This is a genomic window from Nocardia sp. JMUB6875 (genome assembly GCF_041154655.1).
Classification (GTDB): domain Bacteria; phylum Actinomycetota; class Actinomycetes; order Mycobacteriales; family Mycobacteriaceae; genus Nocardia.
This window is the reverse complement of sequence record NZ_BAAFGR010000103.1, coordinates 1-23561: the sequence shown is the minus strand read 5'-3', so window position 1 is coordinate 23561 and position 23561 is coordinate 1. Positions and strand designations below refer to the sequence as shown.

The 23561-nt window shown below is 67.9% G+C and carries 24 protein-coding genes; 13 read left to right on the top strand and 11 right to left on the bottom strand.

All coding sequences use genetic code 11. The annotated features are described in order from the left end of the window. Window positions 1-85 precede the first annotated feature (85 nt). Complete coding sequence (locus ACAM49_RS24805) at window positions 86-1174, top strand: glutamate--cysteine ligase (protein ID WP_369637964.1); 1089 nt, start codon at window positions 86-88, stop codon at window positions 1172-1174. A gap of 50 nt (window positions 1175-1224) precedes the next feature. Here the strand turns inward: ACAM49_RS24805 and ACAM49_RS24800 are convergent, their stop codons facing one another. From ACAM49_RS24800 to ACAM49_RS24780, 5 genes are all read right to left on the bottom strand, one after another. Then, window positions 1225-2040: a hypothetical protein gene (locus ACAM49_RS24800; RefSeq protein WP_369637963.1), complete on the bottom strand. Its 816-nt coding sequence runs from the start codon at window positions 2038-2040 to the stop codon at window positions 1225-1227. 166 nt (window positions 2041-2206) lie between these two features. After that, window positions 2207-2746, bottom strand: coding sequence for a DUF4333 domain-containing protein (locus ACAM49_RS24795; protein ID WP_369637962.1), 540 nt, complete (start codon window positions 2744-2746; stop codon window positions 2207-2209). A 121-nt stretch (window positions 2747-2867) separates the two neighbouring features. Continuing rightward, entirely contained in the window at window positions 2868-3497 is a 630-nt protein-coding gene (locus ACAM49_RS24790; RefSeq protein ID WP_369637970.1) for an MBL fold metallo-hydrolase, read from the bottom strand. Further along, window positions 3494-4579, bottom strand: coding sequence for an S-(hydroxymethyl)mycothiol dehydrogenase (locus ACAM49_RS24785; protein WP_369637961.1), 1086 nt, complete (start codon window positions 4577-4579; stop codon window positions 3494-3496). The genes ACAM49_RS24790 and ACAM49_RS24785 overlap by 4 nt, the downstream gene beginning before the upstream one ends. A 105-nt stretch (window positions 4580-4684) precedes the next feature. Beyond that, window positions 4685-5563, bottom strand: coding sequence for a LysR family transcriptional regulator ArgP (locus ACAM49_RS24780; protein WP_369637960.1), 879 nt, complete (start codon window positions 5561-5563; stop codon window positions 4685-4687). Window positions 5564-5635: 72 nt separating this feature from the next. Between ACAM49_RS24780 and ACAM49_RS24775 the strand changes: the two genes are divergently transcribed. Together ACAM49_RS24775 and ACAM49_RS24770 are read left to right on the top strand one after the other, a co-directional pair. Continuing rightward, entirely contained in the window at window positions 5636-6253 is a 618-nt protein-coding gene (locus ACAM49_RS24775; RefSeq protein WP_369637959.1) for a LysE/ArgO family amino acid transporter, read from the top strand. Between the two features lie 88 nt (window positions 6254-6341). Further along, window positions 6342-7811, top strand: a complete 1470-nt coding sequence (locus ACAM49_RS24770) for a DUF222 domain-containing protein (protein WP_369637958.1) — start codon at window positions 6342-6344, stop codon at window positions 7809-7811. Window positions 7812-8116: 305 nt separating this feature from the next. On the opposite strand, the gene ACAM49_RS24765 is transcribed toward ACAM49_RS24770, so the two are convergent. Continuing rightward, window positions 8117-8527 carry a hypothetical protein gene (locus ACAM49_RS24765; protein WP_369637957.1) on the bottom strand — a complete coding sequence of 137 codons (411 nt, stop codon included), beginning with the start codon at window positions 8525-8527 and terminating at the stop codon, window positions 8117-8119. A gap of 12 nt (window positions 8528-8539) precedes the next feature. After that, on the bottom strand, window positions 8540-9256 hold the full coding sequence (locus ACAM49_RS24760; protein WP_369637956.1) for a helix-turn-helix transcriptional regulator: 717 nt from the start codon (window positions 9254-9256) through the stop codon (window positions 8540-8542). 80 nt (window positions 9257-9336) lie between these two features. On the opposite strand from ACAM49_RS24760, the gene ACAM49_RS24755 reads away from it, so the two are divergent. Continuing rightward, on the top strand, window positions 9337-9762 hold the full coding sequence (locus tag ACAM49_RS24755; protein ID WP_369637955.1) for an ester cyclase: 426 nt from the start codon (window positions 9337-9339) through the stop codon (window positions 9760-9762). Window positions 9763-9768: 6 nt separating this feature from the next. Here ACAM49_RS24755 and ACAM49_RS24750 read toward each other — a convergent pair whose 3' ends face one another. The 3 genes from ACAM49_RS24750 to ACAM49_RS24740 all read right to left on the bottom strand — a co-directional run bounded on the left by ACAM49_RS24750 (window position 9769) and on the right by ACAM49_RS24740 (window position 12706). Continuing rightward, entirely contained in the window at window positions 9769-10575 is an 807-nt protein-coding gene (locus ACAM49_RS24750; protein ID WP_369637954.1) for a hypothetical protein, read from the bottom strand. A gap of 86 nt (window positions 10576-10661) precedes the next feature. Further along, window positions 10662-11687, bottom strand: a complete 1026-nt coding sequence (locus ACAM49_RS24745; RefSeq protein ID WP_369637953.1) for a Gfo/Idh/MocA family oxidoreductase — start codon at window positions 11685-11687, stop codon at window positions 10662-10664. 14 nt (window positions 11688-11701) lie between these two features. Then, on the bottom strand, window positions 11702-12706 hold the full coding sequence (locus ACAM49_RS24740) for a LacI family DNA-binding transcriptional regulator (protein WP_040815206.1): 1005 nt from the start codon (window positions 12704-12706) through the stop codon (window positions 11702-11704). Window positions 12707-12953: 247 nt separating this feature from the next. On the opposite strand from ACAM49_RS24740, the gene ACAM49_RS24735 reads away from it, so the two are divergent. The 9 genes from ACAM49_RS24735 (at window position 12954) to ACAM49_RS24695 (ending at window position 23125) form a co-directional block, all read left to right on the top strand. Continuing rightward, window positions 12954-13856 carry a TIM barrel protein gene (locus ACAM49_RS24735; RefSeq protein WP_369637952.1) on the top strand — a complete coding sequence of 301 codons (903 nt, stop codon included), beginning with the start codon at window positions 12954-12956 and terminating at the stop codon, window positions 13854-13856. 19 nt (window positions 13857-13875) lie between these two features. Then, window positions 13876-14871 carry a sugar ABC transporter substrate-binding protein gene (locus ACAM49_RS24730; protein WP_369637951.1) on the top strand — a complete coding sequence of 332 codons (996 nt, stop codon included), beginning with the start codon at window positions 13876-13878 and terminating at the stop codon, window positions 14869-14871. 20 nt (window positions 14872-14891) lie between these two features. Then, a complete protein-coding gene (locus ACAM49_RS24725) occupies window positions 14892-15947 on the top strand; it encodes an ABC transporter permease (protein WP_369637950.1) in 1056 nt (351 codons plus the stop codon). Then, window positions 15944-16738, top strand: coding sequence for an ATP-binding cassette domain-containing protein (locus ACAM49_RS24720; protein ID WP_369637949.1), 795 nt, complete (start codon window positions 15944-15946; stop codon window positions 16736-16738). Before ACAM49_RS24725 ends, ACAM49_RS24720 begins: the two co-directional genes overlap by 4 nt. A 28-nt stretch (window positions 16739-16766) precedes the next feature. Further along, a complete protein-coding gene (gene iolC / locus ACAM49_RS24715) occupies window positions 16767-17717 on the top strand; it encodes a 5-dehydro-2-deoxygluconokinase (RefSeq protein WP_369637948.1) in 951 nt (316 codons plus the stop codon). Continuing rightward, on the top strand, window positions 17708-18601 hold the full coding sequence (locus tag ACAM49_RS24710) for an aldolase (RefSeq protein WP_369637947.1): 894 nt from the start codon (window positions 17708-17710) through the stop codon (window positions 18599-18601). The genes iolC and ACAM49_RS24710 overlap by 10 nt, the downstream gene beginning before the upstream one ends. Window positions 18602-18731: 130 nt before the next feature. Then, a complete protein-coding gene (gene iolB, locus ACAM49_RS24705; RefSeq protein ID WP_369637946.1) occupies window positions 18732-19622 on the top strand; it encodes a 5-deoxy-glucuronate isomerase in 891 nt (296 codons plus the stop codon). Beyond that, complete coding sequence (iolD, locus tag ACAM49_RS24700) at window positions 19619-21463, top strand: 3D-(3,5/4)-trihydroxycyclohexane-1,2-dione acylhydrolase (decyclizing) (protein WP_369637945.1); 1845 nt, start codon at window positions 19619-19621, stop codon at window positions 21461-21463. Before iolB ends, iolD begins: the two co-directional genes overlap by 4 nt. Window positions 21464-21622: 159 nt before the next feature. Beyond that, window positions 21623-23125 carry a hypothetical protein gene (locus ACAM49_RS24695; protein WP_369637944.1) on the top strand — a complete coding sequence of 501 codons (1503 nt, stop codon included), beginning with the start codon at window positions 21623-21625 and terminating at the stop codon, window positions 23123-23125. Window positions 23126-23130: 5 nt separating this feature from the next. On the opposite strand, the gene ACAM49_RS24690 is transcribed toward ACAM49_RS24695, so the two are convergent. Continuing rightward, window positions 23131-23561: DUF4345 domain-containing protein (locus ACAM49_RS24690; RefSeq protein ID WP_369637943.1), on the bottom strand; the 431-nt coding region annotated here is incomplete at its 5' end.

Below are 23561 nucleotides of genomic sequence, written 5' to 3'. Positions count from 1 at the left end.
ACCACCGACAGATCCCGGTTCGCCCACGGGTAGAAAGACCTTTCTGACAGGTGTCGAGCGGTCCCGTATGAGGTACACCTAGTTAGTGGAAGCCCCGCCGACAGTGGGTGTCGAAGAGGAGTTTCTCCTCGTGGATCCGCGCACCGGCGCGCCGGTCAGCAGAAATGCCGACGTCGTGCGCACGGCCGCCGATTTCGGCATGGACCTGCAATTGGAGATCATGCGGTGCCAGGTGGAGACCAATACCCACGTGCACACGAATACCGCCGATCTGCTTCGGGAATTGCGGGAATTGCGACGCGGAGCCGCCGCGTCGGCGGAAAAACACGATGCCCTGCTGCTGGCCGCCGCGGTGCCGCCGCACGTCCCCGACGAGCTGTCCATCACCGCCGCCCCGCGCTATCACCGGATCGCCGAGAACTTCGGCCGGTTGGCGCGTGAGCAGGGGCTGTGCGGCGCGCACGTCCACGTCGCCGTGCCGGATCGGGCCGCCGCCCTGCGGGTGAGCAACTTCCTGCGGCCGTGGCTACCGCTGCTACTGGCGCTCACCGCCAATTCGGCCATCTACCGCGGCGGCGAAACCGGTTACGCCAGTTGGCGAAACATCCTGTGGCGGCGCTGGCCCAGCGCCGGGCCGCCGCCGCATTTCGACTCGGTGGCCGACTTCGAGGTGGCCGTGGAGTCCATGCTGTCGCTCGGGGTCATCCTCGATCGCAAGATGGTCTACTGGGATGTGCGGCCCTCCACCACCTTTCCCACCGTGGAGGTGCGGATCAGCGATGTGCCCGCCACCGTGGAGGAGACCGCGCTGCTGGCCAGCCTGGTGCGGGCCTGCGCGATGACCGCGCGCACCGCCGATTCCGTGCCCTTCGTCGCGGAAGCCACCCTGCGCGCGGCGTATTGGAAGGCGGCGCACGAGGGCCTCGACGGGGACGCCATCGATCCGGTGGACGGCAGCACCGTCCCGGTCGAGGATCTGCTGACCCGGCTCATCGAACGGGTCCGGCCGGCGCTGGAGCTGCTCGGCGACTTCGGGTTCGTCTCCGACGGTCTGGCCGCGCAGCTGGCGCGCGGCAATGGGGCGCGGCGTCAGCTCAACGCGTTCCGCGCCCGCGGCGATCTGGGCGATGTGGTGGACGAGCTGGCCGAGGCCACGCTGCACAGCTGCCGGTAGGCGAAATCGCCCGGCCCGCAAACAGAGTCACTTGGTCTGCAGGCAGAGTGTCACTTCGTCTGCAAGCAGAGCGCGAAGTCCTCGATCTCCGGGCCGCCGCCGATGCTGGTCTTGTGCGTGATGATCACATCGGTTGCCGGGTACTGGGAATCGCACTGGGTATCGGCGATCGGTCCGGTCGGCTTGCCCAGAACCGTTGCCTGCGCACGCGAGTCGCCGCACGGCACCACCTCGAGCTTCGGGTGATCGTCCTTGGAGATGTCGCCGTTCTTGTCCCACACGCAGTCGCCGACCTTGGCCGCCTTGGCGTCGCGGGTGGCCGGTGTGGTCGGCAGTGCCGGAATCGACGGAATGACAGGCACATTCGGCACCACGTGGTAGGTGGATGTGGGCGCGTCGAGGTAGTGGTAGTTGTTCCGATTCGCCGAGCTGCCGCTATTGCTGCTGCCGAACGCGATGAACGCGATGACCAGGATCGGGATGAACGCGCCGATGATCACCGGCCGCTGCCACAGCGGGCGGCCAGGATCCATCGGCAGCGACGGCGCGCCCGGGATCGGCGGCGGCAACTGGGCCAGGCGAGCACGGTTGATCAGGTTCGACAGCAGGGTGAAGGGATTGGCGAGGAGCGCCGAGAACGGTCCCCACCAGCCCTGCACCAGGCTGTCACCGGTCATCTGCCGGAAGGATGCGAGTCCGCATTCGCGGCAGAAGGGCCCCGGCAGCTTGCGGAACTGCATCAGGACAATCATGCCGCGGTGTGCGCGGAAGTCGAGATCGATCGCCGGGGTGGCGCCGCAATAGCGGCAGTAGACACCATTGGCCTGCGAGAACTGCGGCGGCATTTGCGCGGGCTGCCCCGGCATTTGCGTGGACTGCCCCGGCGTTTGCATGGACTGCGTTGCGCCGAAAGGTGATTCGGGCGTAGTCAAGCTGAAAATCCCCCCTGGGTGAAGCTGGAAACCGACGTATTGAAACACACCGGCGTGACAACCGCGGATTCCAGCCCGAATCCCCGCCCAGGATGTGGGATTACGGTAGCGGCTGATCGTCGCGGATCATCTGGTAATTGACCGTGGTGCCCTCGACATTGGTGGTCTTGGCGGTGACGCCCCAGCGGGTGCCGTCGGCCTCGGTCACCACGCAGCGGATGCTCGCGCCGGTGGCGCCGCGCAGCAGGCCGTTGCAGGTGCTGGACTGCGGGGGCGTGCCGACCTGCTCCTGATAGAAGTTCGCGACCTTGGCGGCGACATCATCGGGTGCGACGAAGGCGTCGGTGAGGTTCAGGTCGTAGTAGACGTCCTTGCCGTCGACCTTGGTGACCTTGGCGGTGACGGCCCAGGTCTGCCCGTCGGCGGCGGTGGCGGTACAGGTCTGGGTGGCGTCGACCTTGGCGGGCAGGCTCCCGTCGCAGGACGTGCTCTTCGCGTCCTCGTGCGATTGATCCTTGTAGAAGTTCGAGACCTTGGCTTGGACGTCGCTCTTGCTGACCGAGCCGGTGCTCGAGGATGAGCAGGACAGGGCGAGCAGCGGCGTACACGTCAGCACCAGGGCGGCTGTCAGCTTTCTCATGGACAACTCTAGGGGCGCGCCCGTTCGGAAAATTCGCCGCTACGCCGGATTTGGGGGCCGATTAGGGACATTGACGGTGGTCCGGTCCGCGACCGCGCGCGGACCGGACCACCGAGGCCGGTCAGCTGGCCCGCTTGCGCCACTCCTCGAGCTGCGGCGATTCGTCGCCGATGGTGGTGGATTCGCCGTGACCGGTGTGCACCAGGGTCTCCGGCGGGAGGGTGAGCAGGCGGTCGGCGATCGAGTCGACGATGGTGCCGTAATCCGAGTAGGACCGACCGGTCGCCCCGGGCCCGCCGTGGAACAGGGTGTCGCCGGTGAAGACCGCACCCAGATCCGGGGAGTAGAAGCAGACCGCGCCCGGCGCGTGGCCCGGCGTGTGCAGCACGTGCAGCTCGGTCCCGCCGACCTCGATGACCTGCTTGTCCGACAGCTCCCCGTCCGGGCTGACCTCCGGATGGGTGTGCCGCCACAGCACCAGGTCCTCCGGGTGCATGAGCACGGGAGCGCCTGTGGCCCTGGACAATTCGGGTGCGACTCGGATGTGGTCGTCGTGCGCGTGGGTGAGCAGGATGGCCTTCACCGTGCGACTGCCGATGGCGTCGAGGATGACCTCGACATTGTGCGGGGCGTCGATGACGACGCATTCGAGATCGTCGCCCACCACCCAGACATTGTTGTCGACATCGAAGGTCTCGTTGTCGAGGCTGAAGGTGCCGACGGTGACGGCATGATCGATGTGCGCCATCAGAACACCACCACCGATCGCAGCACATCACCGTGATGCATCTTGGTGAACGAGGACTCGACCTCATCGAGCGCGATGGTCTCCGAGACGAAGGCGTCCAGATCCAGGCGGCCCTGCTTGTAGAGCTCGATCAGGTACGGGAAGTCGCGCGAGGGCAGGCAGTCGCCATACCACGAGGACTTCAGAGAGCCACCGCGCGAGAAGAAGTCGATGAGCGGCATCTCGAGTTTCATGTCCGGCGTCGGCACGCCGACCAGCACCACGGTGCCCGCCAGATCGCGCGCGTAGAAGGCCTGCTTCCAGGTCTCCGGACGGCCGACGGCGTCGATCACCACATCCGCGCCGAAGCTGTCGGTGAGTTCCTGAACCCGTTCCACCGCATCCTCTTTCGCGGCGTTCACGATGTGGGTGGCCCCGAATCCGGTGGCCCACTCCAGCTTCCGCTCATCGATGTCGACGGCGATGATGGTGGTCGCGCCCGCCAGCTGCGCACCCGCGATGGCCGCGTTGCCGACACCGCCGCAACCGATCACCGCGACCGAATCCCCGCGGCTCACACCGCCGGTATTGATGGCCGCACCCAGGCCCGCCATCACACCGCAGCCCAGCAGGCCGGCGGCGGCGGGGGAGACGCTCGGGTCGACCTTGGTGCACTGCCCGGCGTGGACCAGGGTCTTCTCGGCGAACGCGCCGATGCCCAGCGCCGGGGTGAGCGGGGTGCCGTCGGTGAGCGTCATCGGCTGTGCCGCATTGAAAGTGGAGAAGCAGTACCAGGGCTTGCCCTTGCGACAGGCGCGACAGGATCCGCAGACCGCCCGCCAGTTGAGGATGACGAAATCCCCGGGCTCCACATCGGTGACGCCCTCGCCCACCGCTTCCACGATGCCCGCGGCCTCGTGCCCGAGTAGGAAGGGGAATTCGTCGTTGATGCCGCCCTCGCGGTAGTGCAGATCGGTGTGGCAGACCCCGCAGGCCTGCACCTTGACCACCGCTTCACCCGGGCCCGGGTCCGGGATGACGATGTCGGTGACTTCCACCGGAGCGTTCTTGGAGCGTGCGATGACGCCGCGCACAATTTGGGACAACGAAATTCCTTCCTGGCTAACCGCAATGCCAACGACTATGGCATCCGAATAGGTCCACGTCATCTATTACCCGGGGCCACAGGTAACGAATCCGCTTGTGGGCTATCACAAGAGGGCTTGCGCCGCGGCCTCGGAGATGGTCGCGGCGACCATGCCGAGGGCGGGGGAGTCCAGCTTCCACTGCTGCCAGTAGAGCGGGACGTCGATGAAGACGTTTTCGTCGAGGGGGACCAGGTTGTCCTCCGGCCGCATCATGATGTCGGGAATCATCCCCCAGCCCATGCCCGCCCGCACCGCGTCGTTGAAACCGGCCGAGGAGGGGATGTAATGGCGGGGCGGGTCCACGGGCTTGCGGGTGTAGTGACGCATGAGGCGAAACTGCAGGTCGTCCTTGCGATCGAAGAGGATCACGGGCGCCTGTGCGAACGATTTCGCGTTCGCGCCGTCCGGAAACCAGGTGCGCGCGAATTCCGGTGCGGCCATGGGGCGATAGCGCATCGCGCCCAGGCGGTGGACGGTGCAGCCCTGGACCGGGGCGGCGGTGGAGGTGATGGCCGCCATCACGGTGCCGTCGCGCAGCAGGCGAGTGGTGTGTTCTTCGTCCTCGCGATGCACCTCGAAGCAGACGCCTTTCGCGGCGCGGCCGAGCGCGTCGATGACCCAGGTCTGCAGTGAATCGGCATTGACGGCAATCGGAATCACCACCGGGCGGTCGGTGGGCTGATGCACGTCGCCGAGTTCGCGAGCGGTATCGCTGGTGAGCAACTGGATCTGCCGGGCCAGCCGCAGGACGGTGAGCCCGGATTCGGTCGGCTGCACCGGCTTGGTCCGCTGCACCAGAATGCGCCCGGCCGAGTCCTCCAGCGCCTTGATGCGCTGGCTGATTGCCGAAGGCGTCACCGAGAGTTTGCGCGCCGCGGCGTCGAAGGTGCCCTCACTGATGACGGCATCGAGCGCCCGCAGTTGGTCCAGCTGTAGGTCCATATTAAGAAATCGTAATGGTGCCTCAGAATCTTTAGCTGGCCTGGTCCTGGACGTCTGTCCTAACTTCGATCTGTGAACGCATCATCGGCGGCCCTGGCGGCCATCTCAGGACTCGGCTTCGGACTCTCCCTCATCGTGGCGATCGGCGCGCAGAACGCCTTCGTCCTGCGACAAGGCATCCGAGGCGAACACGTCCTGCCGGTGGTAGCGGTCTGCATCACCTCCGACGTCATCCTCATGACCCTCGGCGTCACCGGCTTCGGCGCGATCATGGACTCCGCCCCGATGCTCATGACCATCGCCAAGTACGCGGGCGCGGCGTTCCTGCTGGGCTACGCGTTCCTCGCTGCCAAGCGAGCCTTCTCCGCCTCCGCCCTCTCGACCCCTGGCGGCGCACCGATCGCTCTCGGCGCGGCCATCGCCACTTGCCTGGCAGTCACCTGGCTCAACCCTCACGCCTACCTCGACACCGTTGTACTGCTGGGCTCCTTCGCTAACACCTACGCCACCCCCGACCGCTGGTTCCTCACCGCCGGTGCCATCGCGGGCAGCCTCATCTGGTTCATCTCTCTCGGGTTCGGTGCGCGGCTCCTTGCTCCGGTGTTCGCAAAACCGAAGGCATGGAAGATTCTGGATTCCGTTATCGCGCTTATTATGACCGGCCTGGCGGTCGGTTTGCTGGTGAGCTGAAATGTAATTCGCGGACGCATTACTGAAAAGGCTTATATCACTTGGTAATTCGGTTCGAAAACATGATCGAGAAGCGTAGAATGGAGGCATGACCAGCGGTGGAGGTGTTTCCGGCGGCACGATCGCAGACGCGATCGCGATGCTCGCTGCCGTCACCGACATCCTGCTCACCGATTCTTTGGGCGGATTCTCCGATATCGAATTCGTGGTTCAGATGCAGGAATTCGAGGCCGCCAAGCGTCGCCTGGCCGCGGTCGACCACCGCTTCGTCGGCGAAGTCCGCACCCGCAACCTGCCGGAGAAGGCGGGCTGGAAGAACCACACCGGCAAATACCTGCAGCAGGTGCTGCGCCTCGGCCACGCCGAAGCCGGTGCACGCGTGAATGCCGCCGAGCAGCTCGGGCAGCGCCAGGTCATGGGACAGGTGTTGGAGCCGAACCTGGCCTGGGTCGCCGCCGCCCAAGAACAGGGCTTGGTGTCGGCCGATCACGCGCGCCGGATCGTGCAGATCGTGCGCCGTATCCCCGCCGTCACCGACCCGGAATTGGTCGGCAAGGCCGAAATGGAGTTGGCGCACTTCGCGACCCGCTCCACCCCCGATGATCTCCCCAAGCTCGGCGATCGCATTCTCGGGTTCCTCGACCCCGACGGGAAGTTGGTCAGCGAGGACGACCGCCAGGCGCGGCGTGGGATCATCCTGGGCAAGCAGGGTGTGGACGGCATGAGCAGCATCTCCGGCCAGCTCACCCCGGCCCTGCGCGCGCTGTTGGATCCGGTCTTCGCCGACCTGGCCCAGCCCGGCATGTGCAACCCCGACGACCCGCAGAGCCCACAGCGCGCCAAGGGAATCCACCCCGACACCCTCCACGCCGCCGCGCGCCGCGACACCCGTACCACCGCCCAGCGCCAGCATGACGCCCTCGTGGCGTTGCTGCGCCCGGAGATGGGTCCGGCCAACCTCGGCCAGCACCGTGGCCTGCCCGTGTCCACCATCATCACCATGTCCCTGGCCGAGGTCGAGGCCGCCGCCGGTGTCGCGACCACCGCCTCCGGCGGCACCGTCCCGATGGAAGAGGCCCTGCGGCTCGCGCAGCAGTCGCGCCCGTTCCTCACGATCTTCGACCACGCTGGCTGCCCACTGCATTTCGGTCACGCCAAGGCCCACCGTCTCGCCCACGCCGACCAGCGGCGCGCGTTGATCGCGGCCGAGCGGGGCTGCACCCGCCCGGGTTGCGATGCCCCCGCCACCCTGTGCGCGGTGCATCATGTGACCGAGTGGGCCAAGGGCGGGCCGACCGACATCGAAAACCTGACTTTGGCGTGCGATTCCTGCCACTCGTTGATCGGGGAAGGCCCCGACAAATGGAAGACGGTGGTCATGCCACCGGGTTCCGAGCATGCCGGGCGCATCGGCTGGATCGCACCCGCCTCGATCGACCCCTCCCAGACCCCGCAGGTGAACGACCGTCACCATGCCGGGGAGCTGAAGGCTGCCTCACTGACCGCGCCCCCGAAACGCCGCACGCGCCCGGCGGTCCGATGTGGGTTGCGTCCCTAATTCCCGTGGCAGCCCCACCCAATGGTGGGGCCCCGTGGGTTGCTTCCCTCCCCAATGCTCGTGCGTGGCTGGCGTGCGCAGAGCACGGGGAAGCGTGGTCGCCTCGCCTGCCCTACCGCACTGGGGCTGACGCCAGGTTGGGAGCCGTCACCCGCCGATCCCGGCCCACGGACTGCACGGATCACCTTCTCGAGACCAAGAACCTCGAGTGCTTTTCGTTCTTTTTCTTTTGTTCTTTTTTCTCTTCTTCCAGGCGTCTTTGTCTTTTGGTCTTTTGTTCTTTTTTTCTTTTGGCTCTTATCTTTTCAGTCCGTAGGCAACCGCCGCCGCCCAGTGACCGACCACACCCGGGCGATCCTCGCATCAACGGCCTCCAGCACATCAATCCCACTGCGCGCGGTGCCATCAGGCAGCCACATGTGCCAGACCAGCCCAACCCGACTGATACCGGACGCGGTGACCGAACCAGTGGTCGGCGCCCCCATCTCGAATCGCACATCGGGATACTCCGCGTGGAATTTCCGGAGGTAATCGGCGAACTGACCCGCGGTAGTCACGGCGTCTGCCGGATGGGCATTGGCTTCCGTTGCCTCGCCGAAGATCACGCGGAAGTCGTCGGCGATCAGTTCTTCGGCGATCTCGAAAGCGCCGTTCCACAACCGAGTCCAGGCGTCGGCGAGCTCGTCTGCGGTCGTGATGATGGTGGAATTCGTCATGGCAGTGAGCATTCAGGTCCGCTGCGACAACGGTATGTCCGTGATGGACGCCACATCCAGAAGGGTGCCGTCGCCTACAGGGATCAGGGAGAGGTCGACTTCGCGGGGCGGCGCGGGTTCGTCGGAGACGGTCGCCCGTCGGACCCGATCGAGGCGGAAACCTCGGACGCCGTTGCGAAGTCGGCACCAGGCGTAGAGGTACCAGGACTGCCCGGCCAGCAGGGCCAGCGGTTCGACAGTGCGCTCGGTTGGGGTGCCGTCGCGGTCGACGTAGTCGAGCTGGAGTACTCGGCGCTGTATCAGCGCTTGGAGGATCTGCGGTGGCGCGGCCGGGGCGGGGTTGGGAATCAACCGGATTCGATCGGAGAGTGCCGCTGTGGTGGCTCGGTCGTCCTCGGTGAGGACGGTGAGGACCTTGTGTACGGCGCTGCGGGCTACGTCGGCGAAGGGGCCGGTTGCCAACTGCGGCAACGCGACCAGCAATGCCGTCGCCTCCGCCGCGGTGAGGGTGATGGGCGCGAGGGTGCGGCCGCGTTCGATCGCGTATCCGCCGTGAGGGCCGGAGATGGCGCGGATCGGTACTCCCGCCTGCTGCAATGCGGCGATGTCTCGCACGATGGTCCGCGGCGTGACCTCCAGACGGGCGGCCAGTTGGCGGGCCGAGCGGGGCCGCGGGCTGTAGGCGCGTAGTTCCTCGGCAAGCGCATACAGCCGTTCGGTTTTCGTCACAGTGCCTATTGTTGCCGGGCGGCTCGGGTCCGGGTGTCACGTCTGGGAGATGGGCGGTGTCTTGGGGTATGCGAACGGATATGCAGACAGAACAAAACAAGGCCACCTTCAAGCTGCTCCACGACATGGCGAGCAGCGGTGATACCGAGAAGCTTGCGAAGACGATCCACGAGATCACCCGCGATGATGTGGTGCTCAACGTGCCATTTCCGGTCTCGGAGAAAGGTGCCGCCGGGCTGGTGCAGATCATGACGGCCTTCACCGCCGGCTATCCCGATATCCGGCTGGACGTCGTGGACATGATTGCCGAGGGCGACAAGGTCGCCCGGCGGACCGTGGTCAGCGGGACCAATACCGGGCCGTTCATGGGGCGGCCCGCCACCGGGAAGTCGGTGCGCTACAACGAGATCTTCATCATGCGGTTCGTGGAGGGGAAGATCGCGGAGGTGTGGGGCGTCGCCGATACGCTCACCCAGCTGATACAGCTGGGTGTCGTCGACCTGTAATCCTAGTCAGGACGGGAACTTCCAGGCTCCGATGGGGCTGTTCGAGTTCGAGCCGTCGGCCGGCATGCAGTAGATGGCTCGGCCGCTCGAGGACTGGGCCACCACATCCTTCTTGAGGTTGCAGGCCTGGCCCGGATCATGTTTGCCGCTGGTCACGGTGCCGGGGTTGAGCCATACGAAGCTCGGTGCCGTGGTGTCCGCCTGGCGGGTGCAAACCAGCTGGGTGCCGGATGCCGCGGTGGCGAAGGTGCCCGCTTCGTTGGCATTGCAGGGGGCTCCGGAGCTGGGCTTGGAATTCGGACGCCAGTGCGGGCTGGATTCTCCGGCCGTGTTGCAGGTCAGGATCATGCCGTTGGCGGCGACGGCGGTTTGGCCCGGTTGGTCGCAGCTGCCGGCATTCGTGGCGGTGACCGTTGTCGTCGTTGTCGTCGGGCTGGTGGTGGTCGTCGTTGTCGGAGCTTTGGAGGGGCTCGTCGTACCCGCATCGGGCGTGACGACCGCATAGGGCGTGGTGGTGGCGGCCGGGCTCGGGGGCGTGAGGACCACCCTCGGCGTCGACGCGCCGCCCGCACTGTTCGGAGCGGCGTTCCAGCCGCCGTGCCCGGAGAGCAGCAGCCCGCCGATGGCCAGCACGGCGACCACGATCGTCGCGCTCAGTCCGATGATGGCGTATTTGGTCGCCTGCGAACTCTTGCCGCCGCGCCTGCCGGGCCCCGACGGGTAGTCGTCGCCGACCGCTTCGAACACCTCGGTGGGCTGGTTCCATAGCTCATCGTTCGGTCGATAGCCCGGTGGTATCGAATTGCCGCTCATCCCAATAACTCTCGTTCGGTGGTCCCGCTGTGATCACCGGGCACACGGAGAATAAAACGGGATGCGGCGCGGCGGTAGCCGAAGTTTCAGCGGCGGATGTCGGAGAGGCGAACGGGCTTGCCCTGATGTCGGGAAAGCTCGCAGGCCTCGGCGATGTAGAAGGCCTCCAGGGCGTCGGCGGGCGGGCACGGGTTGGGCACCTTGCCGCTGATCACGCCCAGGAATGTGGCGAGTTCCTCGGTGTAGGCGTTGTGGAATCGGTCCATGAAGCCGGGGTAGGCGGGCAGGGCCGAGGGCGGGTAGCCGGGTTCCACGGAATGCAGGGGCGCGCGGTCGTCGAGGCCGACGATGGCATTGCCCGTCGAACCCAGGACCTCCAGGCGCACGTCGTAGCCCGCGCCGTTGTAGCGGGTCAGCGAGACCGTGGCCAGGCAGCCGTCATCCATACGGAGAATCACCGCGGCGGTGTCGACATCACCGGCGTCGGCGAAGAACTGCTCGCCGCGGTTCGCTCCGGTGGCGTAGACCTCGACCACCTCGCGACCGGTGACCCAGCGGATGATGTCGAAATCGTGGACGCCGCAATCGCGGAACAGGCCGCCCGAGCGCGGAATGTATTCGGCGGGCGGGGGCGCGGGGTCGAGGGTGGTCGCGCGCAGGGTGTGGATCCAGCCCAGGTCACCGGCGGCGATGGCGGCGCGTGCCGCCCGGTACCCGGCGTCGAAGCGCCGTTGGAAACCGATCTGCACCGGGACCTCGGAGCGTTCGACGTGCTCGACCACCCGCAGCGTGCCGAGAATGTCCGCGGCGATGGGCTTTTCGCAGAACACCGGGATGCCGCGGTCGACGGCGGCGGTGATGAGCGCCGGATGCGAATCGGTGGCGGTAGTGACGACCAGGCCGTCGAGCCCGGCGGCGAACAGCGCCTCGATATCGGTCGCGAAATCCACCTCCAGCTTGTCGGCGGTGGCGCGGGCGCGTTCGGTGTCGACATCGGTGACGATGACCGTGCCGACGCCCGGCAGGGATTTCAGGGTTTCGGCGTGGGAGGTGCCGATGCGGCCGGTCCCGGCGAGGCCCACAGTGATCGGGGCTGAGCCTATCGAGGACATCGTTCTTGCTCCTGTCAGTCGTGGGGTGCGGCGGTGGTGGAACGGACCACCAGCGACGGTTCCAGGCGCTTGCGCAGCGGTTCGGTGCGCTCCTCGCGCAGCCGCTCGTGCAGCGCCTGAACGGCCAACTGGCCGATGCGTTTCCGCGGTTGATCGATGGTGGTGAGGGCGACGTGCCGCAGCGCCGCCAGCGAGGTGTTGTCGTAGCCGACGACCGAGACGTCCTCGGGCACACGCAGACCCGCCTCTTCGAGCGCGGCCATCGCGCCCACGGCGTTGAAATCGTTGCCGCACACCAGTGCGGTGGGAAAGGTGGTGGGGGAGAAGATGTTCAGCAGTTTGCGGACCGCGGCCGCACCGGCCTCGTCGGTGTGCTCGCTGGCGATCACCATGGGCTCGAGGCCGTATCGGGTCATGGCCGCGGTGTAGCCCTTGCGCCGCGGCGGCGCTGCGAACGCCGCCCCGCCGTCGAGGTGCACGATGCGCCGATGGCCAAGGGCCACAAGATGATCCACCGCGAGCGCGGCGCCGAGCTCGCCGTCGTCGTTGACGGTGTCGACCGCCGGACTGGTCGAGGTGCGCGACACCAGCACGATCGGGCAGCGCGTCGCCGCATCGCGAATCGCGGAGGCGGGCAGCACCGGTGACAGCAGGATGATGCCGCCGGGCCGGAACGCCAGCAGGCTCTCCAGCGCCGTGCGCTCCCGGCTCGCGCTGCGCCGCCCGGTATTGAGGATGAGTTCGAGCCCGGCCTCCTGCGCCGCCTCGTCCATGCCCTCGATCACGTCGGCGAAGAACGGATTGCGCAGGTCCGAAACCATGACGCCGACAATGTTGGAGGTTCGGCTGGCCAGCGAGCGCGCCATGGCGTGCGGCTGGTAGCCGAGTTCGGCGGCGGCGGCCAGCACCGCGCGGCGGCGATGGTCGCTGACCTTCGGCGAATTGCGCATGACCAGTGAGACCAGCGCCCGGGAGACGCCCGCCCGGGCGGCGACGTCCTCCATGGTCGGTCGGGTCATGCTCGCCTCCGGGCTCGGTTCGGTGTGTGTCGCACGCTACAGCGTTGCTACGTGCGACGGCAATAGAGCGCTCTAATCGGATATTTGGGACGTCCTTGAGTGCCTTCATTTCCCCTGGAAGGCACTGTTTTCCGTGATGACACACCGCTTTTCGGCGCATGTCGGACTCTTGACACCGGAGTGAGCCAGGTTACATTGTTGGAGCGCTCCAACGTTGGAGTCCATACGACGGGTCTGGGAAGTGCCGATGACCGAATCGATCCATCCACTGCGTATCGCCGCCGCGCCGATCTCCTGGGGAGTCTGCGAAGTTCCGGGCTGGGGCCATGTCCTCGAACCGGCCGTGGTCCTCGACGAGATGGCGGGCCTCGGGCTCGCCGCCACCGAGTTCGGACCACCCGGGTACCTACCCGACGATCCGGTCGAGCTGTCGAAATGCTTGAGCACCTACGGGATTGCGCCCCTCGGCGGCTTCCTCGCCCTGGCGCTGCACAGTGAACCGCGCCGCGCCCTGGCCACCGCTCGCGAGACGGCCGCGCTGTTCGCCGCCGCCGGCGCCGAGATCCTGGTGCTCGCCGCCGCGACCGGACAGGACGGGTACGACACCCGCACCCCGCTCACCGATCACGAATGGCGGACCCTGATCGACACCGCCGCCTCGGTCGGCGATATCGCCGCCGAACACGGCCTGCGCATCGCCCTGCATCCGCATGTCGGCACCCATGTCGAGACGGCCGCCGAGGTGGAGCGCTTCCTCGCCGACTCCGATCTGGACCTGTGCCTGGACACCGGCCACCTGCTCATCGGCGGCACCGACCCGGTCGAGCTGGCCCGCCGCCACGGCGACCGCATCGGCCACATCCACCTCAAGGATGTCCGCGCCGCGCTGGCGGCCGAAGTGCGCGGCGGCGGTATCGAATACAGCGAGGCCGTGCGCCGCGGGCTCTATGTCCCGCTGGGTGCGGGCGACGTCGATATCGCCGCGCTGGTCCGCGAGGTGCACGCCGCCGGATATCGCGGCTGGTACGTGATCGAGCAGGACACCGCACTGCGACCCGGCGACTCCGCCGCGCGATCCACCGCGGATGCCCGAGAAAGTCTGCGACACCTGGCCGAGATCGCCGCCGGTCTCGCCTCGGCTCGGATTTAGTGGGGAGGTGAAGACGACGATGTCCGCGAATCCTCGCTCGCGCCGCCCGCGATGGCTGCGCTTGTTGCCCTGGCTCGCCACGGCGGCCGTGCTCGCCGCGTGCAGCGGTCCGGGCGCCGATGTCACCGGTCCCTCGCAGGCTCCGGCCGCGGTGGGCACCCTGAAATCGGTGGCCGTGGTGACCCACGGGTCGCCGGGTGACGCCTTCTGGAATGTGGTGAAGAACGGTGCGGAGGCCGCCGGGAAGGATCTCGGGGTCCGGGTCGAGTACAACTCCTCGGGCGATCCCACCCAGCAGGCCAAGCTCATCGACAATGCCGTGGCCCAGGGTGTCGACGGGCTGGTGGTGTCCATGGCCAATCCGGACGCGCTGAAGCCCTCGGTCGAAAAGGCCGTCGCCGCGGGCATTCCCGTGGTGACCATCAACTCCGGTGAGGCGGAGAGCGTGAAGTTCGGCGCCATCGGCCACGTCGGCCAGAGCGAGCGCCTGGCCGGTGAGGCCGCCGGTAAACGCCTCGCCGACGCCGGAAAACACAAGATGCTGTGCGTGATCCACGAGGCCGGGAATGTCGGTGCGAACGAGCGTTGCGCGGGTGCCACCCAAGGCTTCGGCACCGCGACCACGCTCCAGGTCGACATCAACAATCCGACCGATGTGCAGTCCCGCATCAAGGGCGCGCTGGAGGCCGATCGTTCCATCGACGCCGTGCTGACCCTGAATTCGCAGATCGCGGCCCGCGCGGTGGACGCGGTGAAGGAGTCCGCCTCGAAGGCCACCATCGCCACCTTCGACCTGAATTCCGATGTGGTGAGCGCGATCCGGGCCGGATCGCTGTTGTTCGCGGTGGATCAGCAGCAGTACGAGCAGGGCTATCTGCCGGTGGTCATGCTGCAGCTGTACAAGACGAACCTGAACACCGTGGGCGGCGGGCATCCGGTGCAGACCGGACCCGCATTCGTGGACAAATCCAATGTCGAGGCCATTGCCGCGCTCGTCGGCCAGGGCACACGGTGAGCGGGCCGGGAGTGAATGACATGACTGCTACGACAACGACAACCGACCCGGCTCCCGCCGCACCGCCGCCGGACCGGCTGGCCATTCTCAACCGCCTCGTCGCCCGCCCCGAGGTGGGCGCGCTACTCGGCGCGGTGGTGGTGTTCGTCTTCTTCAGCTTCGTCACCACCAAATTCCTGAAACCGCTGGGCATTTCGACCTGGCTGGACGACGCCTCGACGCTGGGCATCATGGCGGTGGCGGTGGCGCTGCTCATGATCGGCGGGGAGTTCGACCTGTCCACCGGTGTGATGACGGCGTCCACGGCGCTGATCACCGGTCTGCTCGCGGTGCACGCGGGCTGGAATGTGTGGTTCGGGCTGGCGGTTTCGCTGGTCTTCGCGCTCACGGTGGGCGCGCTCAACGGCTGGGTGGTGATGCGCACGGGCCTGCCGAGCTTCATCGTCACCCTCGGCACCTTCCTGGCGCTGCAGGGTCTGAATCTCGGTGTGACTCGCTGGGCGACCGGCACTGTGCAGGTCTCGGGCGTGCGCTCCGCCGACGGATATCAGTCCGCCGGTTGGGTTTTCGCCTCCACCACCAAGATCGGCGGCGCCACCATCCAGGCGTCGGTGGTCTGGTGGATCGTGGTGACCGCCGTCGCCGCGATCGTGCTGGTACGCACCCGGCTCGGCAACTGGATCTTCGCGGTCGGCGGCTCACTGCCCACCGCGCGGGCGGTGGGCGTGCCCGCCACCCGCACCAAGATCCTGCTGTTCATGACCACCGCCTTCGCGGGCTGGATCGTGGGCGCGTGCAATCTGCTGCGGTTCGCCAGCGTGCAGGCCAATCAGGGTGTGGGACTGGAATTCCAGTACATCATCGCCGCGGTCATCGGCGGCTGCCTGCTCACCGGCGGCTTCGGGTCGGTGGTCGGCGCGGCCATCGGAGCGCTCATCTTCGGCATGGCGCGGCAGGGCATCGTGCTGGCGGGCTGGAACAGCGACTGGTTCATGCTGTTCCTGGGCGTGCTGCTGTTCTCGGCCGTGCTGGTCAACAACGCATTCAAGAAGCGGGCGGAAAGGGTACGCCGATGAGTGAACAAGCCGGGGTGCCGTTGATCGAAACGATCGGCATCGGAAAGAGTTACGGCGGCGTGGTGGCGCTGCGGGACGTGTCGACGGTGGTCAACGCGGGCGAGGTCACCTGCGTGCTGGGCGACAACGGCGCGGGCAAGTCCACGCTGATCAAGATCCTGGCGGGCGTGCACCAGCACGACAGCGGCGAGCTGCGGATCGAGGGCGAATCCATGCGATTGTCTTCGCCCCGTGCGGTTTTGGATCTCGGCATCGCCACGGTGTATCAGGATCTGGCGGTCGTGCCGTTGATGAGCGTGTGGCGCAATTTCGTGCTCGGCTCCGAACCGGTCAAACGCTACGGCCCGCTCGAACTGCTGGACCGCAAGCAGGCACAGGAAATCGCCCGAAAAGGATTGGCGGACATGGGGATCGATATCCCCGACCTGGAACAGCCGGTAGGCACGCTCTCGGGCGGTCAGCGCCAATGCGTGGCCATCGCCCGCGCCGTGCACTACGGGGCCAAGGTCCTCATTCTCGATGAGCCGACCGCCGCCCTGGGCGTGAAGCAGGCCGGTGTGGTGCTGCGCTACGTCGTGCAGGCCCGCGATCGCGGCCTCGGCGTCGTGCTGATCACCCACAACCCGCATCACGCCTACCCGGTCGGCGACCGGTTCCTGCTGCTCAAGCGCGGCGCCATGCTCGGCAGCTACGAGAAGGACCAGATCGACCTCACCGAGTTGACCCGCCAGATGTCGGGCGGCGCGGAACTCGAGGCGCTGCAACATGAATTGGAGCGGGTGGAGTCGTGATGGGCCTGCGGGTGAGGGAGCTGGAGTCGTGACGGATGCTGTGACGGAGCTGGAGGTTTTGACGGTCGGCCGGGTCGGCGTCGACCTCTATCCCGAGCAGAGCGGTGTGTCGCTCGCCGAGGTGAAGTCGTTCGCGAAATTCCTGGGCGGGACGGCCACCAATGTGGCGGTGGCGGCGGCGCGGCTGGGTCGCCGCGCCGCGGTCCTCACCAAGGTGGGGCCGGACGGGTTCGGTGACTACGTGCGGGACGCGCTGGAGGGGTTCGGGGTTTCGTCGCGTTATGTGGGCACGGCCCCGAATCTGCAGACGCCCGTGGTGTTCTGCGAGCTCAAGCCGCCCGCCGATCCGCCGCTGGTGTTCTATCGCGCCCCCATCGCACCGGACCTCACGCTGACCGAGGACGAGATCCCCTGGGACGTCGTGGATTCCGTGCCCCTGCTCTGGGTGACCGGCACCGGCGTGAGCGCCGAGCCCGGCCGCACCACCCAGCGGGCGATCCTGGAACGCCGTGCCCGGCGCGGCCACACCGTGCTGGATCTGGACTACCGCCCCATGTTCTGGCCTGACGTGGACACCGCGCGCGCCGAGATCGGCTGGATGGTCGACCACGTGAATGTGGTGGTGGGCAACCGCACCGAGGTCCAGGTGGCGGTCGGCACCGCCGATCCCGACGAGGCCGCCGACCGCCTGCTGGCGCGCGGCGTCCGCCTCGCGGTGGTCAAGCGCGGCGCCGAGGGCGTGCTCATCGCCACCGAATCCGAGCGCTGGACCGTGCCGCCCTGCCCCGTGGAGGTGCTGTGCGGGCTCGGCGCGGGCGACGGCTTCGGCGGCGCGCTCATCCACGGCCTGCTGTCCGGCTGGGACCCGCACCGCATGGCCAGCTACGCCAATGCCGCCGGCGCGCTGGTGGCCTCCCGCCTGGCCTGCGCCGATGCCATGCCGACCGATGCCGAGATCGAGGAGATGCTGTGCACCTGACCGACGCGCGCTGGTACGACCTGCTACGCACCCGCGCCACGGACCCCGAGGCCGTGCAGCGGGCCTACGCCGACCGGCGGCGCCGGCCGAACCTGTTGTCCGACACCGGAACCCTGTTCCTGGTGGCCGCCGACCATCCGGCGCGCGGTGCCCTCGGGGTCGGCGCGGACCGCACAGCCATGGCCGACCGGCGCACGCTGCTCGAGCGGCTGCTCATCGCCCTGGCGGACCCGGCCGTCGACGGCGTGCTCGGCTCACCGGACATCGTCGAGGAGCTGCTGCTCCTGGATGCCGTCCACGACAAGATCGTCATCGGCTCCATGAACCGCGGCGGTCTGGCCGGAGCCGACTGGGAGATCGACGACCGATTCACGGGCTACGACGCCGAATCCATCGCCAAGTACCGCCTGGACGGCGGCAAAATGCTACTGCGCCTCGTGGATTCGGACCCCGGCACGATTCCGACCCTCGAAGCCTGCGCTCGCGCGGTCTCCGGCCTGGCCGAACACGGCCTCATGGCAATGGTCGAACCGCTGCCCTACGCCCGCGACGCGTCCGGCGCGCTGATCATGCACAAGGACTCCGCCTCGCTGCAACGCGCCATCACCGTCGCCTCGGGCCTGGGTGTCACCTCGGCCTACACCTGGCTGAAAATCCCAGCACCCGACGATGTTTCGGTACTCGATGCCACCACCCTGCCAGTCGTCGTCCTCGGTGGCGCCCCGTCCGGCGACCCGGAATCCGACCTGAAGTCCTGGGGCGCGGCCCTGCGCCACGACGTCGCCCGCGGCCTGGTCGTCGGCCGCAGCCTGCTCTACCCGCCCGACGGCGATGTCGCCGGGGCGGTGCGCGCGGCCGCGCAGGTATTGGAGGCGGCACGATGAGCGCCCCGCTGCCGCACGCGAGTCATCCGCGGTGTCTCGAGCGGTCGCCTGGTGAAAGCCACGGGCCCGCAACCAGTCCCGGTGTGCGGCCTCGTGGAATGGGCGGACGCCACGGCCTCGGGGGGTCGCGATGACGGGCCTGCATCGTCCGGCTGGGGCGCTTGCCGATTCGGTCGACCCTGTGCTGCTGACACCCGAGGACGCGGGCTGGTCGTTCACGGGCCTGCGGGTGCTGCGGTTGGCGGCGGGGGAGCGGCGGACCATCGGCACGGGGGAGTTCGAGGCTTTCGTCCTGCCGCTGGCCGGATCGTGCACGGTGCGGGTGGACGGGATGGTCTTCGAACTCGCGGGCCGGGACTCGGTTTTTACGCGAGTCACCGATTTCGCGTACGTGCCCAGGGACGCCGAGGTGGAGCTGTCCACTGCGGACGGCCTCGAGGTGGCGCTGCCGATGGCGCGCTGCGTGAACCGTCTGGAGGCGAAATACGGCCCGGCCGAGGACGTCCCGGTCGAGGTACGGGGCGCCGGACAGGCGACGCGGCAGGTCACCAACTTCGGAACCCCGGGCATTTGGGACCACGCCGACAAGCTCAATGCCTGTGAACTTATTACGCCGGGCGGGAATTGGTCCTCGTATCCGCCGCACAAGCACGACGAGGCGTCCGAGTGTGAGGTTGTCAACGAGGAGATCTACTACTTCCGCATTGCCGGGCGGGACGGAATCACGCCGGGCCGTGAGGGATTCGGCATGCACCGTACCTACACCGTCGACGGTTCGCTGGACGAGAACGTGGCGGTCCGGGACGGCGACGTGTTCCTCGTACCGCGCGGCTACCACGGCCCCTGCATCGCCGCGCCCGGCTATCCCATGTACTACCTGAACGTGCTGGCCGGTCCCGCGCCGGAGCGATCCATGGCTTTCTGCGACGACCCCGCCCACTCCTGGGTGCGGGAGGCGTGGACGCGGGAGCCGCTGGATCCGCGGTGCCCGGTCACTTCCCATGAAGGACGGCTCGTATGAAGTGCACGACCGCGCAAGCGCTGGTCGCCTGGTTGATCGCCCAGCGGTCGCAGACCCTCGACGGCCGCGAAGTGCCATTGTTCCCAGCGGTTTTCGGGATCTTCGGGCACGGCAACGTGCTCGGGCTGGGTACGGCGCTGGCCGAACGGCGCGAGGAGATCCCGGTGTGGCGCGGGCACACCGAGGAAGGGATGGCGCTCGCGGCGGTCGGGCTGGCCAAGGCCACTCAGCGGCGGCAGGTCGGAATCGCCACCTCCTCGATCGGGCCCGGCGCGCTGAACATGGTCACCGCCGCCGGTGTGGCGCACGCGAATCGGCTGCCGCTGCTCCTGCTGCCGGGGGACACCTTCGTCAGCCGCGCCCCGGACCCGGTGCTGCAACAGGTCGAGCACTTCGGCGATCCGACCATCACCGTCAACGACGCGTTCCGGCCGGTGAGCCGGTACTTCGACCGCATCACCCGCCCCGAGCAGCTCCTCGCGACCCTGCCGCAGGTGGCGCGCGTGCTGACCGATCCCGCCGACGCCGGTCCCGTGGTTCTCGCACTGCCCCAGGATGTTCAGGCCGAGGTCTACGACTTCCCGGACGCCCTCTTCGAACCCGTCGTGCACCATGTTCCGCGGCCGCGACCCGACCGGCGGTCGGTCGCCGAGGCCGCCCGGCTGCTCCGGCAGGCCCACCGCCCGCTGCTCGTCCTGGGTGGGGGAGTGCGCTACTCCGGCGCGGGCGAACGGGCCCTGGAATTCGCGCTGCGCCATGGCATCCCGGTCACCGAAACCACCGCCGGCCGCACCCTCGTCCCGCACGAGCATCCGCTGTACGCGGGCCCGCTCGGCGTCACCGGCGCGGCCTCGGCGAACACCCTCGCCGCCGAGGCCGATGTGGTACTCGCCGTCGGCACCCGGCTCCAGGACTTCACCACCGCGTCCTGGACAGTCTTCGCCCCGGAAGTCCGGTTGGTCCATATCAATACGGCCCGCTTCGATGCGGTCAAGCACGGCGCGTTCGCGGTGACCGGCGACGCCGACGCGACCCTGCACGACCTGGAACCCGAACTCCACGACTGGCTCACCGACCCCGAGTGGACGGCCCGCGCCGCCGCGGTCCGCGCCGACTGGGATGCCCACATCGACAAACTCCGCGCCCCCACGCCCGGTGAGCCCCGCTATGCGCAGATCGTCGGCGCGGTCAACGAGCTCAGTGGCTCCTCCGACTACGTCATGACCGCCTCCGGTGGACTCCCCGGCGAACTCGTGGGCGGCTGGCGCGCGGTCGGCGGCACACCCACCATGGATGTCGAATACGGCTTCTCCTGCATGGGATACGAACTCGCCGGCGCCTGGGGCGCGGCCATGGCGCACCCGCAGGGCCTGGTCACCACCCTGCTCGGCGACGGCTCCTACCTCATGCTCAACTCCGAGCTGTTCTCCGCCGCCTTCGCCGGGCATCCGCTGGTGGCCGTGGTGTGCGACAACGACGGGTACGCGGTGATCGCGCGCCTGCAAGAAGGCCAGGGCGCGCGGCCGTTCAACAACTTCTACGCCGACTGCCGCACCAACCACGCCGACCCGCCGCGCGTCGACTTCGCCGCCCACGCGCGCGCCCTGGGCTGCTCGGTGTTCACCGCGGGCGAACTCGGCGAGTTCCGCGACGCGTATGCCCGCGCCCGCACCGCCGCCACCGTGGAGCGGCGGCCCGCCGTCGTGGTGGTGCGCACCCGGCCGTCGACCTGGACCGAGGCCGGGGCGTGGTGGGAAGTCGGTGTGCCGCAACACCTCTCGGGACGCGCCGAATACGACCGGAGCAAATCCGGGCAACTGCGCTACACCCGGCGGAGTTGATCGCTCCACGGTTGCGCGGATGATCGTCAATCCGGGCAAACCGCCACTTGGGTGACCGGCGCAGCCGAAGTGTGGCAGACTCGGCGCAAACACAGAATGGCCTTGGTGATCAGCTGTGTTTTGTTTTGGAGACACAGCTACGGGAGTTTGAAGGTCGCAATGGATCTCAGCGCCATCGAGCGTCAGGTGGCCGCGGACCGCGGAACCGCGCGGGACCGGACACCCGAAGCCGAGCTGGCGCTGGCGACCTCGCTGTGCGAGCTGGCCCGCGCGCTCATGGCCACCAAAAACGACCCGGCGCAGCGCGATCGCTCACCCTCGGCACTGGAACCCGCGCAGGAGGCGGTGCTCATCCGGCTGCGCTGGCTCACCGCCGGACACGTCACCGCGCCCTTCGCCGCCGAGGTCACCGAGGCGCTGCGGCTGTTCGAGCAGGCCGCCCGCCTGATCGGGCACCGCGAGCTGGCCACCTCCACCATCCGCAACGCCTGCCAGGCGTACCGGCATGTGGCGCAGAACTATCCGCTGGCCGCGGGCGCGTCGGCGGACGCGCTGTCCAAGTGCAGCGTGTGGCTGTGCCGCCTGGATCCCAAGGCCGCCGTGGCCGCGGGCGAGGACGCCGTGCGCATCCGCGCCGGACTCTTCGCCGCCGATCCGGATCAGGCCAACCGCTACCTCGCCACCCTCAATACGCTGCTGCGCACCCTCATGGTGGGCCGCCAGCGCAAGCAGGCGCTGGCCATGTATCGCGAATGCTATGCGGCCGTCACCTCCCCGGCCATGACGCAGCGGTTGCGCGAAATCCGGGTCGAGGATATGGGTTTCACCAGCAAGACCGTCACCGCGCTACGCAAGCTGGAATGCGCGACCCTCGAGCGCGCCGGGTACCTGACCCAGCAGCAGATCCTCTACCAGACGGCCGGTGACCTGGCCACCATCGAGGAGATCAACTGGCAGCTGGCGCTGGTCGGCCTCAAGCCGATCGCGGCGGGCGCGCTGCCCGATCAGCCCTCCAAGCCGGTCGAGATCAGCATGTCCTTCGGCGCGCTGGCGGTCCGCTGCTCCTCGCGCAATGCCGTCACCCTGGTGCGCGCCGCCATCCTGGCCGCGTACACCGCCGACGACGCCCAGCCGGTCCCCAGCTCGGCGTACCTCGGCGTCGACGAAAAGCATTGGAGCACCCCCGAACCCGATCCGAACCCGACCGAACGCCTCGGCGAGGACGTCGTCCTCATCGAGAAGGTCTCCGAACACTGGGTCTCGGTGAAGAGCCTCAATTGGGAAGTGGCCCCTGTCGGCCGCCACCCCCTGGCACTGCGCCTATCCCAGGAATGGCCGGTGGTCAGCGTCACCACCACCGAGAACATGTCCTACGAACTCTGTTGGTACGAGGGCGGATCCGCGACCCAGTACGCTTCGCTGGGCCTTCCCGCGGCCCAGACGCCCCTCGAAAAGCCCCTGGCCCCCTTGAATTTCAAGGCCCTGTCCGACTACGGCGCCGACTACGCCTCCGAAACCCAGGTCCGCTCGGCCTTCGGCAACACCACCATGTTCACCAAACTGACCTGCCTCCCCGGCAGCGGCATCCGCCAAGCCGCCGAAGCCGGGCCGCTGGCCTCCCACGGCGCCAACATCCTCTACTTCCGCGGCAAGGAGCAGTAGCCGCCTCAGCGGGCCAAGGCCATCAGGTCCGCACGTGCCGGGCGGCCGGTGACCTGCCGCAGCAGCGGTGAATAGATCAGCGGCGTGGCGAGTTCCACCACGATCATGGCGACATAGAACCAATGCGGCCAGCCCACGTACGCCACGGTCAGCAAGCGCACCAGCCCGCCGACGAAGAACACCAGCATCAAGAGGTGGATCAGCCCCGCGTGCCGGTCCAGATCCCGTGCCGCCCAGACGCACAACGCGCCGTACACCCCGAACAGCACCATCGAGAACCGCAGATCGCCGTCGAGTGTGGCGTTCGGCGTGTTCGCTCCGATGATCGTGCCCGGCCCGACGAAGATGTGCGCCAGCGCGATCGCGACACAGGCGACGCCGAAAACAAGGAGAAACCAACGCAATACGTTACGCACGACAGCCCCTTCAACCCCGC

What these genes read in the sequence shown, in the direction of transcription:
- ACAM49_RS24800 (WP_369637963.1), bottom strand. Translation starts at nt 2,040, where the DNA reads ATGCCGGGGCAGCCCGCGCAAATGCCGCCGCAGTTCTCGCAGGCCAAT.
- ACAM49_RS24795 (WP_369637962.1), bottom strand. Translation starts at nt 2,746, where the DNA reads ATGAGAAAGCTGACAGCCGCCCTGGTGCTGACGTGTACGCCGCTGCTC.
- ACAM49_RS24780 (WP_369637960.1), bottom strand. Translation starts at nt 5,563, where the DNA reads ATGGACCTACAGCTGGACCAACTGCGGGCGCTCGATGCCGTCATCAGT.
- ACAM49_RS24770 (WP_369637958.1), top strand. Translation starts at nt 6,342, where the DNA reads ATGACCAGCGGTGGAGGTGTTTCCGGCGGCACGATCGCAGACGCGATC.
- ACAM49_RS24765 (WP_369637957.1), bottom strand. Translation starts at nt 8,527, where the DNA reads ATGACGAATTCCACCATCATCACGACCGCAGACGAGCTCGCCGACGCC.
- ACAM49_RS24755 (WP_369637955.1), top strand. Translation starts at nt 9,337, where the DNA reads ATGCAGACAGAACAAAACAAGGCCACCTTCAAGCTGCTCCACGACATG.
- ACAM49_RS24750 (WP_369637954.1), bottom strand. Translation starts at nt 10,575, where the DNA reads ATGAGCGGCAATTCGATACCACCGGGCTATCGACCGAACGATGAGCTA.
- ACAM49_RS24745 (WP_369637953.1), bottom strand. Translation starts at nt 11,687, where the DNA reads ATGTCCTCGATAGGCTCAGCCCCGATCACTGTGGGCCTCGCCGGGACC.
- ACAM49_RS24740 (WP_040815206.1), bottom strand. Translation starts at nt 12,706, where the DNA reads ATGACCCGACCGACCATGGAGGACGTCGCCGCCCGGGCGGGCGTCTCC.
- ACAM49_RS24735 (WP_369637952.1), top strand. Translation starts at nt 12,954, where the DNA reads ATGACCGAATCGATCCATCCACTGCGTATCGCCGCCGCGCCGATCTCC.
- ACAM49_RS24730 (WP_369637951.1), top strand. Translation starts at nt 13,876, where the DNA reads ATGTCCGCGAATCCTCGCTCGCGCCGCCCGCGATGGCTGCGCTTGTTG.
- ACAM49_RS24725 (WP_369637950.1), top strand. Translation starts at nt 14,892, where the DNA reads ATGACTGCTACGACAACGACAACCGACCCGGCTCCCGCCGCACCGCCG.
- ACAM49_RS24720 (WP_369637949.1), top strand. Translation starts at nt 15,944, where the DNA reads ATGAGTGAACAAGCCGGGGTGCCGTTGATCGAAACGATCGGCATCGGA.
- iolB (WP_369637946.1), top strand. Translation starts at nt 18,732, where the DNA reads ATGACGGGCCTGCATCGTCCGGCTGGGGCGCTTGCCGATTCGGTCGAC.
- iolD (WP_369637945.1), top strand. Translation starts at nt 19,619, where the DNA reads ATGAAGTGCACGACCGCGCAAGCGCTGGTCGCCTGGTTGATCGCCCAG.
- ACAM49_RS24695 (WP_369637944.1), top strand. Translation starts at nt 21,623, where the DNA reads ATGGATCTCAGCGCCATCGAGCGTCAGGTGGCCGCGGACCGCGGAACC.